This is a genomic window from Albimonas donghaensis (assembly GCF_900106695.1).
Lineage (GTDB): Bacteria > Pseudomonadota > Alphaproteobacteria > Rhodobacterales > Rhodobacteraceae > Albimonas > Albimonas donghaensis.
Genome location: NZ_FNMZ01000001.1, coordinates 1,140,750 through 1,153,524 on the forward strand (window position 1 = coordinate 1,140,750; position 12,775 = coordinate 1,153,524).

11 protein-coding genes are annotated in these 12,775 nt (G+C 75.7%); 6 read left to right on the forward strand and 5 right to left on the reverse strand.

Annotated elements, in window-relative coordinates:
- The first annotated feature begins 197 nt into the window (after positions 1 to 197).
- From BLV24_RS04755 to BLV24_RS04770, 4 genes are all read left to right on the forward strand, one after another.
- Entirely contained in the window at positions 198 to 1,226 is a 1,029-nt protein-coding gene (locus BLV24_RS04755; RefSeq protein ID WP_092679953.1) for a zinc-dependent alcohol dehydrogenase, read from the forward strand.
- A gap of 252 nt (positions 1,227 to 1,478) precedes the next feature.
- On the forward strand, positions 1,479 to 1,871 hold the full coding sequence (locus BLV24_RS04760) for a 6-pyruvoyl trahydropterin synthase family protein (RefSeq protein WP_092679954.1): 393 nt from the start codon (positions 1,479 to 1,481) through the stop codon (positions 1,869 to 1,871).
- Entirely contained in the window at positions 1,868 to 2,947 is a 1,080-nt protein-coding gene (locus tag BLV24_RS04765) for a glycosyltransferase family 4 protein (protein ID WP_218133330.1), read from the forward strand. The genes BLV24_RS04760 and BLV24_RS04765 overlap by 4 nt, the downstream gene beginning before the upstream one ends.
- Complete coding sequence (locus tag BLV24_RS04770; RefSeq protein WP_092679955.1) at positions 2,944 to 3,726, forward strand: class I SAM-dependent methyltransferase; 783 nt, start codon at positions 2,944 to 2,946, stop codon at positions 3,724 to 3,726. The genes BLV24_RS04765 and BLV24_RS04770 overlap by 4 nt, the downstream gene beginning before the upstream one ends.
- Positions 3,727 to 3,781: 55 nt before the next feature.
- Here the strand turns inward: BLV24_RS04770 and BLV24_RS04775 are convergent, their stop codons facing one another.
- The 4 genes from BLV24_RS04775 to BLV24_RS04790 all read right to left on the reverse strand — a co-directional run bounded on the left by BLV24_RS04775 (position 3,782) and on the right by BLV24_RS04790 (position 8,624).
- Entirely contained in the window at positions 3,782 to 4,342 is a 561-nt protein-coding gene (locus tag BLV24_RS04775; protein WP_092679956.1) for a cytochrome b, read from the reverse strand.
- A 190-nt stretch (positions 4,343 to 4,532) separates the two neighbouring features.
- Entirely contained in the window at positions 4,533 to 5,231 is a 699-nt protein-coding gene (locus BLV24_RS04780; protein WP_218133331.1) for a RibD family protein, read from the reverse strand.
- 298 nt (positions 5,232 to 5,529) lie between these two features.
- Positions 5,530 to 7,041, reverse strand: coding sequence for an OpgC family protein (locus tag BLV24_RS21460; RefSeq protein WP_245710382.1), 1,512 nt, complete (start codon positions 7,039 to 7,041; stop codon positions 5,530 to 5,532).
- Between the two features lie 206 nt (positions 7,042 to 7,247).
- On the reverse strand, positions 7,248 to 8,624 hold the full coding sequence (locus tag BLV24_RS04790; RefSeq protein WP_092679957.1) for a tetratricopeptide repeat protein: 1,377 nt from the start codon (positions 8,622 to 8,624) through the stop codon (positions 7,248 to 7,250).
- A 1,129-nt stretch (positions 8,625 to 9,753) separates the two neighbouring features.
- On the opposite strand from BLV24_RS04790, the gene BLV24_RS04795 reads away from it, so the two are divergent.
- The gene (locus BLV24_RS04795) at positions 9,754 to 11,010 is read left to right on the forward strand and encodes a YeeE/YedE family protein (RefSeq protein ID WP_092679958.1); all 1,257 of its coding nucleotides are present in this window, start codon (positions 9,754 to 9,756) and stop codon (positions 11,008 to 11,010) included.
- A 28-nt stretch (positions 11,011 to 11,038) separates the two neighbouring features.
- Complete coding sequence (locus tag BLV24_RS04800) at positions 11,039 to 11,533, forward strand: DUF302 domain-containing protein (RefSeq protein ID WP_218133332.1); 495 nt, start codon at positions 11,039 to 11,041, stop codon at positions 11,531 to 11,533.
- 58 nt (positions 11,534 to 11,591) lie between these two features.
- Here BLV24_RS04800 and BLV24_RS04805 read toward each other — a convergent pair whose 3' ends face one another.
- Positions 11,592 to 12,575 (reverse strand): siroheme synthase domain-containing protein, encoded by a 984-nt coding sequence (locus tag BLV24_RS04805; RefSeq protein ID WP_176954619.1) that lies wholly within the window; start codon positions 12,573 to 12,575, stop codon positions 11,592 to 11,594.
- Between the last annotated feature and the right edge of the window lie 200 nt (positions 12,576 to 12,775).

The window sequence follows — 12,775 nt, forward strand, 5'->3', positions numbered from 1 at the left end:
GGGGACGGGAACGGGCGACACTGCGCAAAGCAGATACCCTTATGTGACCCAAAACCACCGCGCGGGTTCGGCGGTAAAGTCGAAGTGACCGAAGCGGAGCCCGGTCGCCGCGCCCCGCGCCTCCGCCCGGCCTTGCCTCGCGCCCTTCCGCGGGGCGAGATGGCCCGCATCCTGTCCCGCACCAGCCCAGGCCCCGCATGACCCAGCCCGCCCGCGCGCTCCACTACATCGCCCCCGGCCGCGCCGAGATCCGCGAGACCGCGCTCGGCGAGGGCGAGTGCCTGCTGCGCATGACCCGCTCCGCCCTCAGCCGGGGCACCGAGCGGCTGGTCTTCGAAGGCCGCGTCCCGGTCTCCGAGCACGCCCGCATGCGCGCGCCCTTCCAGACCGGCGATTTCCCCTTCCCGGTCAAATACGGCTACTGCGCCGTGGCCGAGGTGATCGAGGGCCCGCCCGCCCTCCAGGGCCGCATGGTCTTCGCCCTGCACCCGCACCAGACGCGCTTCCGCCTGCCCGCCGCCGCGCTCACCCCCCTGCCCGAGGGGCTGTCGCCGCGGCTCGGCGCGCTCGCCGCCAACATGGAGACGGCGCTCAACGTGATCTGGGACGCCGCCGTCGCCCCCGGCGACCGGGTGGCGGTGATCGGGGCCGGGCTGGTCGGCTGCCTCGTGGCCTGGCTCGCGGGGCGCATTCCGGGAACCCAGGTGACGCTCAGCGACCCCATCCCCGCCCGCGCCGCGACCGCCGCCGCGCTGGGGGTGGGCTTCGCCCCGCCCGAGGCCTTGTCCATGGCGCCGGAGGCGGATTTCGCCCCGGAATCCTACGCGGACTTCGCCCCGGACTTCGATGTGGCGATCCACGCCTCCGCCTCCGAGGCCGGGCTGACCGCGGCGCTGAACCTGTTGGGCGTCGAGGGGCGGCTGGTCGAGGCGTCCTGGTTCGGCGACCTCGCCCCCGCGGTTCCGCTGGGCGGCGCGTTTCACGCCCGGCGGCTGACGCTGGTCTCGTCGCAGGTCGGGCGCATCCCCGCGGCGCGCGCCGCGCGCTGGGACCATGCGCGCCGGATGCAGGCGGCCCTGCGGCTGCTGGCCGAGGATCCGGACCTGGAGGCGACGCTGATCGGCCCCCCCGAGGCCGACGCGCCCTTCGAATCCCTGCCCGCCCGCCTTCCGGCCCTGCTGGCCCGCGACGCCCCCGGAATCGCCACGCTGGTCGCCTATGACTGAGCCGCGCCCCCGCATGGGCGACCCGGCCGACCCGGCCCGTCTTGCCGATGGATGAAACGAGAAACCATCAGGCAGAACAACATGTTCCACTTTGAACCGGCGCATTCCGCACCGCGATCCGCCCGAAGCGGATCATTTTTCCGTGACTCCGATGACGCTTCGGTCGCCTTGACCTGAGCCTCTCCCCGGACAAGCTGGTCAACGAACACGAGAATTTCCAGCGCGTGCGCGTGCCATCGGAGGGCGTCCCCTATGTATGCGGTCGAAGTGCGGGACCATGTGATGCTGGCTCATTCCCTGCCCGGCGAGGTCTTCGGCCCGGCCCAGGGCCTGCACGGCGCGACCTATGTGGTCGACGTGGCGTTCTTCCGCGAGGAACTGGGGCCGGAGCGCATCGTGGCCGATATCGGCCGGGCCCATGACGTGCTGAAGGCGGCGCTGGCCCCGATCAACTACGCCAATCTCGACGCCGTGTTTCCCGGCGAGCTGACCACCACCGAATGGCTCGCCCGTCACATCTTCGACCGCCTGGCCGAAGCGGCCCGCGGGGGCGAACTGGGAACCGGCTCGGAGGGGATCGAGCGCATCCGCGTCACCCTGAACGAGAGCCATATCGCGAAGGCCTGGTTCGAAGGCGCGGTGTGACGATCGCCGCCGCCTTCGCCATCCCGGGCGCGCTCGACACGCCCACGGGCGGCTACGAATACGACCGGAAACTGTTGGAGGCCGCGCCCGCCGTCGGCCTCGCGCTCTCCCATCTGCCGTTGTCGGGCGGGTTCCCGCGCCCGACCCGGGCCGAGGCCGAAGCCGCGATCGCCGCCATGGCCGCCGCCCCCGGCCCGGTGCTGGTCGACGGGCTGGCGCTCGGCGCCCTGCCGGCCGAGGCGATCCCCGAAGCGCTCGGCGCGCGGCTGATCGCGCTCTGCCATCACCCGCTGGGGCTGGAGACGGGGCTGTCGGCGGAGGCGTCCGCACGGATGCTCGCCGCCGAAGCCGCGGCGCTGGCCCGTTGCGCCGGGGTCGTGACCACCTCGCGCACCACGGCGGAAACCCTGCGGACCCGCCTCGGCGTCCCCGCCGCGCGGATCGCGGTGGCGCCGCCGGGGCTGACCCCCGCGCCGCGCGCGCCGCGGCGCCGCGACCCGGCGCCGATGATCCTCGGCGTCGGCACGATCTCGGCGCGCAAGGACTGGGGGACGCTGGTCGCCGCGCTCTCGCGCCTCGCGGACCGGGACTGGACCTGCGCCATCGCCGGCGACGACGCCCGCGACCCCGACGCCGCCCAGGCCCTGCGCGCCGCCATCGAGACCGCGGGCCTCGCCCCCCGCATCCGCCTGACCGGCGCGCTGGGGCGCGCCGCGCTCGACGCGCTCTATCTCGACGCCGACCTTTTCTGCCTGCCCTCCCGCTACGAGGGCTACGGGATGGTGATCGTCGAGGCGATGATGCGCGGCCTGCCCGTGGTGGCCTGCAACGCGGGCGCGGTCCCCGAGGCCGCGGGCGGCGCCGCCCGGCTCGTCCCTCCCGGCGATCCGGAGGCCATGGCCAAGGCGCTGGCCGTCGTGCTCGACGACGCGGAGGAGGCCGACCGCATGGCCGCGGCGTCCCGCGCGCACGCCCTGTCCCTGCCGGGATGGGAGGACGCGGCGCGGATCGTGGCGGGTCAGCTCGCCGGACTTCGCGCGGAACCGCTCCGCGACATGCGGGAGCATTCGGCATGAGCTTTTCCAGCGACTGGCTCTCCTTGCGCGAATCCGCCGACGACGCCGCGCGCGACCGCGGCCTTCTGGCCGCTCTGGCCGACTGGGCGAGGGAAGTCCCCGGCCCGCTGGAGGCGCTGGACCTGGGCTGCGGAACCGGCGCGGGCTATCGCGCGGTCTCGCCGCATCTGCCCAACGCCCGCTGGACCCTGATCGACCGCGATCCCGGCCTGCTGGCCGAGGCCGCCCGGCGCACCGGAGAGCGCACGCTCGCCCTCGATCTCGCGCCCGCGCCGGGCGGCCCGGCCGGGCTGCTGACCGGCGAGGCGCGGGGGTTGATCTCCGCCTCCGCGCTGTTCGACCTGGTGTCCGGCGACTGGCTCGACGGCTTCGTCGCCGCCGCGCCCCCCGGCGTCGCGATCTACGCCGCGCTCACCTATGACGGCCGCGAGCGCTGGTCCCCCACCTCCGCGCACGAGCCCCGGGCGCTCGCCGCCTTTCACGCCCACCAGCGGGGCGACAAGGGCTTCGGTCCGTCGCTGGGGCCGCGGGCGGGGGCGATGCTGGCCTCGCGGCTCTCGGCGCGGGGATGGCGGGTGAAGGTCGCGCCCTCGGACTGGCGGCTGGAGGCGCCGCGCGACGCGGCCCTGATCACCGCGCTGGCCGCCGGCGCGGCGGAGGCGGTGGCCGAAACCGCCGCCCTGCCCCCCGCCGCGCATTTCGCCTGGGCGAGCGCCCGGCGGAAGGCCCAGACGGTGGAGATCGGCCACATGGACCTGCTCGCCCTGCCCCCGGACTAGACGGCGGTCCGGGCGGCGGCGCAGGCGCCGGTTCAGGCGTCGGGCCGGGCCGGGCTCAGAACATCCGGCCCAGCACCCCGTCCCGGTCCACCAGCCCGTGCTTGAGCGCCGCCGCGATATGGGCGACGGCCAGGAACCCGATCAGCAGCCCCAGCGGCCCATGCACGCCGCCCAGCAGGAACTCCGAGACCGCGCGGTCGGGCGCCACCGGCAGCGCCGCGTCGAACAGGCCCCAGACCGGGACCGGCGCCGGGTAGAGGCTGACCCCGATCCAGCCGACCACCGGCGTCGCGATCAGCAGCACGTAAAGCGCCGCATGCACGAGAGAGGAGACCAGCCTCTCCGCCGGGCTCAGCGGCCGCGCATAGGCGGGCGCCGCCCAGACCGCGCGCGCCGCCACCCGCAGAATCATCAGCGCCAGCACGGTGATCCCCAGCGACTTGTGCAGGTCGTAGATCAGGTTGAACCCGCCCTCGCCCAGCACCGCGTTCACCGCCTCGATCTTCCCGGCCTCGTAGCCCTCGATCAGCAGGCCGATGGGGACCAGCAGCAGCACGCAGAGCGCGACGAGCCAGTGCAGCGCCTTGCGCGGAACGGGATAGCTGGCGGGCTTCATGGGCGAGGGTCCCTCTGCTGGCCGCGCGGCGCGGCGCGGGTCTGGCGCGGCCGCGAACCGGCGCGGCCGCCCCGACCATCGCGCCTTCCGCGCCGCGGGTCAAAAGCCGCGTGACGCGCGGCGGCATGGGGGTATGCGCCCGGCGCGGGCCGCGGGGTTCGCCGGTCCGCGGAAAACGCGCCAGCGCGCCTCAGTCCCGCTGCCAGGACCTGCGCAGATCGCAGGTGAACAGCACGTCCCCGTCCTCGAACGCATGGACCCGCGTGACCGGGCGCAACGCCTCGTCGAGACTGTCGACGGGGGCGAGCCGGAACCCCTCCTTCCCCGATCCGAGGATCATCGGCGCGACCAGCACATGCAGCAGGTCCACCGCGCCGGCGTCCAGAAAACGCGCCAGCGTGTCGGCCCCGCCCTCCACCAGGATCCGCCGCAGGCCAAGCGCATGCAGCGCCGCCACGATGGCGTCGGGGGCGAAGCCGCCCGCCTCCGGCTCCAGCGGAACGGCGATGGCCGGGGGCGGCGGGGTCAGGTCGGGACGGGTGATCACATAGACCGGCGCGGCGCCGTCGCTCAGCCCGCCCCAGTCGGCGGGCAGCCGCCCGTTGGGGTCGATCACCACCCGGGCCGGATGCTTGCCGTCGACCCGGCGCACGGTCAGCCGCGGATCGTCCGCCACCACGGTCGACACCCCCACCAGCACCGCGTCCACATGCGCGCGCAGTCGATGCAGGTGGTCCAGCGCCTGGTAGCCGTTGATGTATTTGGAGGCCCCGGTGACGGTGGCGATCCGCCCGTCCAGCGTCTGGCCGAGCTGGGCCACGACGACGGAGCGGGTCTCGCCCGCTTCGGGCATCAGGGGAAGAAGAGCTTCGGCGGGGGCGTAGTTCATCTCGGTCCGTTACCTCGGCGGAAAGGGCGGAAGGAAGACGGCGCGGGGCCGGCGAAGGCGGGGTCGGCGTGATCGGGGTCGGCGTGACGGGTTTCGGCGGCGTCGTCGCCGGCTGAGCAGGAAACTGGCGCGCGGCGCGGCGATGTCCATGAGCGCGCGCGATCCGCCCTGCGGATCACGGCCCCCGGCCCCGACTTTTCCGCACCGTGGACGCGGCGTGGGGCGCGGGGCAAGGCGCGGGGCGGGGCGCATCCCCCGCCACGGCCCCCGGATCGGGTCGCATTCGGCACGCCCGGCCTCACTCGGCCGGCTGCGGCGCGGAACGGCGCGCCGCCCCGCGCCGCGGCGCGGCCTCCGCCGGCGCTGGCGCCGGGGTCGGGGCGGGGGCCGGCGCCGGGCGCCGCCAGGGCTGCGACTTGAACCAGCCCACCGCATAGGCCACCGCGATCAGCGCCGCGAACCCCGCGAGGTTGAACAGCCCCGTCGCCCACAGCCCCCGCCCGGTCAGGTCCAGACCCCAGCCGATGACCTGCGCGAGGAACATCGAGCTGAGGAACACCGCCAGCGACTGCGTGCCGACCTTGCGCACCACCGGCACGAAGCCGGCCCAGCCCGGCCCCGCGATCCAGGCCCGCGCCCCGGCCCCGATCGCCGTCCAGACCAGCGGCGCCAGCGCGCAGAGATGCAGGACCATCACCAGGCTCTGCCGCTCCCACGGGACGAACAGGTCGACGCCGAGGACCGACCGCGCGCCCTCGCCCAGCACGCCGGTCAGCCAGGCGTCGAGCGCCGGGGCCAGGGCGCGGATCTCGTCCACCCAGGCCCAGGGCGCGGTGATCAGCGCGACGCCGGCGCAGATCGCCAGCGCGGCGCCCGAGGCGGCCGCCGGCAGGCGCAGCGGCTGCGTCAGCCGCGCCCCGCCCGGCCCCGCGAGCGACCAGAACACATAGGCCAGCGCCAGGAAATGCAGCCAGCGGAACAGCCCCAGCTCGGTCTTGCGCCACAGGACCTGCGTGGCCTCGCGCCCGGCCGCGATCGCGTCCTGAAGCCACCAGCCGTCGGGCAGCCACAGCCCGTCATGGATGCGGAACCACGCGAAGGGGACCGAGATCAGCAGCACCGCCACCGCCGCCCGAAACAGCGCGCGCGAAACCGGCGGCGCCGGGACCCAGCCCATGCCGAAGGCGAAGCCGGTGAAGAACACCAGCTGCCAGCCGAAGGGGTTGAAGAACCACGGGATCTCCGTCGCCCAGGGGCGCGAGGGCAGGTCCAGCAGGTTGAACTGCGCCGCCAGCCAGATCGCCGCCACCAGCCCCAGCGCGCCGCCCCGGCCGGCCAGCCGATACGCCCCCATGACCAGCGGAACCATGGCCAGGATCACCAGATACATGGGCAGGATGTCGAAGAAATTCGGAACCCAGCGCAGGCTCAGCAACCCCAGCAGCGCCGGCCCGGTATCCTCGAACAGCGGGACCACCGGCACGCGCGCGATATAGAGCTTGTCCGGCGCCCCCCAGCCGCTCGCGTCGATGGCGTAAAGCAGGGCGCAGACCGCGAGCACCAGCCCCACATGCGCCCAGTAGACCTGCCAGACCCGATGCGCGATGCGCGCGGTTCCCATCGGCCAGCCATGGTCCCGGAACGCCGCCCCGAAGGCCAGCGAGGACGCGAGGCCCGAGCAGAACACGAAGATCTCGGTGGCGTCGGAAAACCCGAAGCGCGCCGGGATCCAAAGCGCCCAGCTGTCCAGCGGCACATGCGCGAGCAGGATGATGAACATCGCCAGCCCGCGGAAGAAATCCAGCCGCATGTCGCGGGGCTTCTTCGCGGGGGGCGCGGGGGCCGCGGGCGAGGACCCAGACAAGGACGGGGGCGCCGCGGGCGCGTTTCGGGATGGGTGCGTCATCGTCTCGGGCGGTCTCCCCTCGGTCGTCCCGTCGGACGACCCGCTTGTTCTCGGCGGCGCCATCCATGCGCCGAGCGCATGGATTCGGCGAAATCAATCCACTCAGCGCATCATTCGGCGGCCGTGGCCATGGCCCGCATCTCGGCCCGGCGCGTCTCCAGCGCCGCGCGGCGGCGGGCGCCGTAGCCGTCCTCTCCGCCCCGGCGCGCCGCGCGATCATCCAGCATCGCGCCGGCGCCGTCCACGTCTCCCGCGCGCAGGGCGGCCTCGATGGCGATACGCTCGATCACGTCGCGCTGGGCGTGGGAGCCGCCGATCCGCCAGAGCTGCGGCAGCCCGGCGCGCAGCGCCCGCGCGGCCTCCGCCCACCGCCCGGCCCGGAAGGCGTTGAGCCCCCGCGCGGCGGCGAGCCCGGCCAGCGCGCAGACCTCGTGCTGGTCGTGGTCGAGCCCCTGGGCGTCGCGGGCGATGCGCGCGGTGATCGCGGCGGCCTCCGCGGCGCGGCCCGAGCGGTTGAGCGCCATCAGGTAGTGCAGGTCGGCGAAGACCAGGCAGCCGTCCTCGACCCGCGCGGCGGCGAGCGCGCCGAGTTCCTCCCAGCGCCCGCCGACCGCGACGCCCTCCAGCTCCAGCCGCATCAGCAGCGAGGCGGCGTTGGCGATGTCGCGATAGTCGTCGGAGGGCGTGGCGCGGATGCGGGCGTCGTAGAGGCGCAGCGCCGCCATCGGCCGGCCGCCGTCGATATGGAACAGCGCCAGGTGCCACCACACGTGCAGGCCGAAATTGTTGCAATGCGCCCAGCGGGATGACTGGCCGGCGAGCAGCCGCACCCCGTCGCCCGCGCGCCCGGTCATGTCCATCACATGCGCCACCGCATGCAGCCCCCAGGCGTCATCGGGGGCGAGGTCGAGCCCGGCCCGCCCGGCGGTCTCGGCGGCGGCGTAGTCCCCGGTCTCCTCCCGCGCGAAGGCGGCCTGGCCGAGCACGAAGCCGTGCAGCGCATGATCGGGGCCGAGGCCGGAGGCGGGGGCGAGCGCGGCCTCCGCCTCGCGCCGCATGGCGGGCGCGTCGCCGAGGATGAAGAGGATCGCCTGCGCGAATTTCGCGGCCATGGCGTCGCCGGGATGGGCGCGGGCGGTCCGGGCCATGATCGCCGCGGCGGCGGAGGGGCGGCCGGCGAGGAACGCTTCCAGCGCCTCGACATAGCGCCGCTCGCGCATATTGGCCCCGCCCTGCGCGGCGGCGGCCCGGGCGGCGGCGAGATCGGCGGCGGCGGCGGGGATCAGCTCGGCGCGGGCAAGGAGCATCAGCATCAGCCCGCGGGCCGCGTGGCCCATGGCGAAGCCGGGGATACGGGCCAGCAGGTCGCCCAGCAGCTCCGGCGTGGCGGCGCCATGGGCGAGGAAGGCGCGGGTCGCCGCGTCCCAGGTCTCGGCGGACCGGGCGTCGGGGAGCGTCAGGGCGAGGCCGGCGGCGTCATGCGTCATCGGAGGCTCCGGAGAGGGCGGCTGGCTTTGGGTCGGGGCGCCGAGGGGGCGCCTCGCTCCTACTGATGGATAGGCGGGATTTCGCCTCCGGGGACGGCTTGTTTCGCCGTTTCACCCAATGGTGAGACTTCGGGAGGGAGAGGGGTGGCCGGCGCGAGCAGGACGTGAGGGCGCCGTGAGGTCGCTGTCAGGCCGCCGTCAGGCCGGGGCGCCGCGTCGACGGTCGCGCGGCTGGCCCGCGGGCGCCCGCGGCGCGCTGAGACGGAGTCGCGGGCGGCAAGGCAGCCTGGATCGGCGGCCGGGATCGCGGGGGGGCGGGCGAGTGCGACGGGCGCGCGTCCCCGCGGGATGCCCCCCCCGCGAGGCGCCGGCCCCTGCGGCGAGGGCGCGGGAGGGAAACCCCGCGGGAATTTCGCATGACACCAGGGCTTCGCGGCCGCGCCGCCCGCGCATCTCCCGTCAGCCCCATCGCGACATCCGCCCGAGCGGGCCCGGCCCGCCGCCGCGCGCAGGGACGAGGCCGCGGGCGCCTGCGCAGGTCGGGCGCGCAGGCGCCACGGCCCTCGAAGGTCGCCGGGGTCGGCGCGGCGACGACGGGGGCGATGGCGGGACCGAACGCGGGCTGGACCTCGCGTCGGACCTGCGCCGGACATTCGCGGTCCCCATCGTCGCCGACGACCGTCCCTGCAGAAAGGGCGGGAGCGCGATCGCGGGCGCATCCGGGCGACCGCTATCGCGGGGTCCGAGCTTGCGACGTCAGCCCTTTCGGAGCCCGCCCTCGCCGAAGCGGCGGCGCCGCCCGCGGGCCTGCGCCACGCGCCGCGGGCGCGCCCGTGACGCTGGCGCGACCTGGACGCGGCGCCGCCCCCCGCGTGACGCGGGAGATGCGGGCGGGGCGGGCGGAGGCTGTGGGGCGGCGGACGCCTCCCCGCCCGTCACCAGCTGTTGAGCCGGCGTCAACGCGGGCGGGCTGGCGCGCGGCGCGATGGGGCCGCATGGTTTCAGGCGATCGCGCTTCGTTCCTTCCCAGGCTGTGAGCCAGACCGATGTTCCCGATGTCCCGCCTTTCCCTCCGCCTCGTTTCGCCCCGCCTCGTCTCCCTCCGCATCCTTCCGCGCCCGGCGCGTCGATGACCCCCGGCGCAGCCGCGGAGCCCGCAGCCGACGGCGCGGCTGACGGCGCGGCCGCCTCCACCGGGCGGGCCGCCCAGCCCGGCGTGATCGTCGCGGCGCTGGTCCTGACCGCAGCGCTGCTGGGGACGGCGGTCCGGGCGGGGGGCCTCGGGATGACGGCGCCGGTCCTGCTGGGAGCCGCGGCGGGCTGGGCGCTGCATGGATCGGGGTTCGGCTTCGCCTCCGCCTGGCGGGCCCTGGCGCGGGACCGGCGGGGCGAGGGCGTGCGGGCCCAGATCCTGCTCATCGGCCTGATCAGCGCCGTCGCCTTCCCCCTGATCGCCTGGGGCGAGGCGCTGGGGCTGCCGGCCCGCGGCGTGGTGCTGCCGATGGGGGTCGCCTCGGCCATCGGCGCGGCGATGTTCGGAGCCGGCATGCAGCTCGGCGGCGGCTGCGCGTCGGGGACGCTCTACACGGTGGGCGGGGGCTCGGCGAAGATGGGCGTGACGCTGGCGTTCTTCGTGGCGGGCTCGGTGCTCGCCACCGCGCATTGGGAGGTCTGGGCCGCCCTGCCCGCCACCCGCGCCGGCTGGTCGCTGGTCGGCGGCTTGGGGCCGTTGCCGGCGATCGCGGTCATGGGCGCGGCGCTGGCCGGGGCCTGGGCGCTGACCCGCGCGGTGGAGCGGGGCGGCGGCGCCCCCCGCCCGACGCCCCCCGAGACGCCGCCCGCCGCGCTCCCCGCCGCGCTCCCCGCCGCGCCCCCTTTCACCCGCCGCCTGCGATGGCGCCCCGTGACCGGCGCGCTGGCGCTGGCGGCGGTGGGGATCGGGTGTTTCGCGCTGCTCGGCCGCCCCTGGGGCGTGACCTGGGGCTTCGCCCTGTGGGGCGCGAAGGCGGCGCAGGGGCTGGGAATTCCGGCCGAGACATGGACCTACTGGCAGGGCTGGCGCGGCGCGGCGCTGGCGCGGCCGGCGCTGGCCGACGCGACCTCCGTGATGAATCTCGGCATCGTGGCGGGGGCGCTGTTCTCCGCCGGGCTGGCCGGGCGCTTCGCCCCGACCTGGCGCATCCCGCCCCGCGCGCTGGCCGGCGCCGCGGCGGGAGGGCTGCTGATGGGCTACGGCGCGCGGCTCGCCTACGGCTGCAATATCGGCGCGTTTCTCGGGGGACTGACCTCGGGTTCGCTGCACGGGCTGTGGTGGCTGGCCTGGGCCGTGGCGGGGACCTGGGCCGGGCTGCGCCTGCGCCGGGCGCTGAGGCTCGACCCCGCATGACGTCATCTCGACCGCAAGGAGCGATCCCATGATCCATTTCGCACGACGCCTCGCCGGGTCCCTCGCCCTCCTGCTCATGATCGTCGCGGGCGGGGCCTCGGCGCAGGTTCCAGGCCCCCGCCCCGGCTGGCGGGTGATCGAGACCGCCCTGCCCTATGACGCGCTTCTGCCCCGCCTGCGCGAGGCGGTGCGCGCCGAGAACATGGGCCTGGTGACCGAAGCCGGCCCCACCGAGGCCGCCGCCGGCCGCGGCGTGACGATCCCGGGCAACCGGGTGGTCGGGGTGTTTCGCAACGACTACGCGGTGCGGGCGCTGGGGCTGTCGGTTGCGGCGATGATCGAGGCGCCGATCCGCTTCTACGTGACCGAGAACGGGACCGGGACCGGCGCGGCGCTGAGCTGGAAGACGCCGGGGGCCGTGTTCGCGCCCTATGCGGATGAGGGCGGGGCGGAGCTGGAGGCCTTGGCGGCGGAGCTCGACGCGGTGTTCGAGGCGATCGCGGCGCGCGCCACGGCGGAGTGAGACCGCGCCCGGCCCGCCTCGGCGCCCCGCCCCTGCGCCCCGCCTCTGAGCCCCGCGGTCAGGGAGCGGGGTCCGGGTGAGACGGGTGAGCGCGGCCGGCGAAGAGGCGTTCGGGGGAAAGGCCCGCGCCTTCGGCCGCGGCGCAGGCGGCGTCCCATGCGGCGGGCGGGACCAGCGCCGCGACGGACTGGCCGCGCGCCGCCCTTTGCGCGATCTCGGCGGCGGGCAGCGCCGAGACGGCCAGCCGCTCGGCGTCGCGGCGGGCCAGTTCCAGCGCCTCGGCCGGGGTCTCGGGCGGGTGGACCACGAGGTCGGCCTCCTGCATCCGGCGCACCGCGCGCAGGGGCAGCAGGTCCATGCCGGCCTCCGGCAAGGCGATCAGGGTCAGGCGGCCGTCTGCGGCCACCGCGGGGGCGGCGCCGGCGGCGATGGCGGCGCGCACTTCCGCCACCGCGCCCGCCAGGTCCCCGCCCGCGGCCCGCGCCCGCGGGCCGTCCATGATCCAGTTCCAGAAGCGCCGGGGATCGGGGGCGAGCGCGGTCTCGGCCATCACCGGGCGCAGCCGGGCCATCTCGGCGAGGAAGGCGCCGAGGCCGGGCTCCAGCCAGCCCTCCGCCATGGTCTTCACGCGCTGGGCCATGACCGGGGCCACGCCCTCGGTCCCGATGGCGACCACCAGCGGGTCCCGGTCCACCAGCGCCGGCGTGATCGCCGAGCACAGGCGCGGCTTGTCGACCACGTTGACCACCCCGCCCCGCGCCCGGATGCGGGCCGAGATCCACGCGTCCACCCCCACGCAGCCCGAGGCGCAGAAGGTCGCGACGGCGCGGTCCACCTCGGCCTCGTCGTAGACGCAGGCGACGTGGCGGATGCGGCCTTCGGCGGCCAGGGCGGCGAGTTCGTCGTCCAGCTCCGGCGCCATGACCGCGATGCGCGGGGCGACGCGCAGGATCAGCCGGACCTTCTGGGCCGCCTGCTCGCCGCCGCCGGCGATCAGGACGGGGCGGTCGCGCAGGTCCAGGAACATCGGGAAATAGCGCATGGGGGCTCCGTGGCGGCTGGCTGCGTGAGATGCGGGGGCGGGGGCGGGGCGCAGGAGGTGGGGGGCGGAGAGGCGTCGCGCCTTCAATATGCGGCCCGGGGCGGCGCTGGCCAGCGGCGCGCCGACGCGGGCCCGGCCGCGAGGTCGCGTTGACCGGCTGTCGGACCGGCGGCTAGCCTGGTCCGAACCACGCTCAGCCC

Excerpts from the sequence above, each read along its gene's own strand:
- BLV24_RS04755 (WP_092679953.1), top strand. The coding sequence starts at position 198 with ATGACCCAGCCCGCCCGCGCGCTCCACTACATCGCCCCCGGCCGCGCC.
- BLV24_RS04760 (WP_092679954.1), top strand. The coding sequence starts at position 1,479 with ATGTATGCGGTCGAAGTGCGGGACCATGTGATGCTGGCTCATTCCCTG.
- BLV24_RS04770 (WP_092679955.1), top strand. The coding sequence starts at position 2,944 with ATGAGCTTTTCCAGCGACTGGCTCTCCTTGCGCGAATCCGCCGACGAC.
- BLV24_RS04775 (WP_092679956.1), bottom strand. The coding sequence starts at position 4,342 with ATGAAGCCCGCCAGCTATCCCGTTCCGCGCAAGGCGCTGCACTGGCTC.
- BLV24_RS04780 (WP_218133331.1), bottom strand. The coding sequence starts at position 5,231 with ATGAACTACGCCCCCGCCGAAGCTCTTCTTCCCCTGATGCCCGAAGCG.
- BLV24_RS21460 (WP_245710382.1), bottom strand. The coding sequence starts at position 7,041 with ATGCGGCTGGATTTCTTCCGCGGGCTGGCGATGTTCATCATCCTGCTC.
- BLV24_RS04790 (WP_092679957.1), bottom strand. The coding sequence starts at position 8,624 with ATGACGCATGACGCCGCCGGCCTCGCCCTGACGCTCCCCGACGCCCGG.
- BLV24_RS04795 (WP_092679958.1), top strand. The coding sequence starts at position 9,754 with ATGACCCCCGGCGCAGCCGCGGAGCCCGCAGCCGACGGCGCGGCTGAC.
- BLV24_RS04800 (WP_218133332.1), top strand. The coding sequence starts at position 11,039 with ATGATCCATTTCGCACGACGCCTCGCCGGGTCCCTCGCCCTCCTGCTC.
- BLV24_RS04805 (WP_176954619.1), bottom strand. The coding sequence starts at position 12,575 with ATGCGCTATTTCCCGATGTTCCTGGACCTGCGCGACCGCCCCGTCCTG.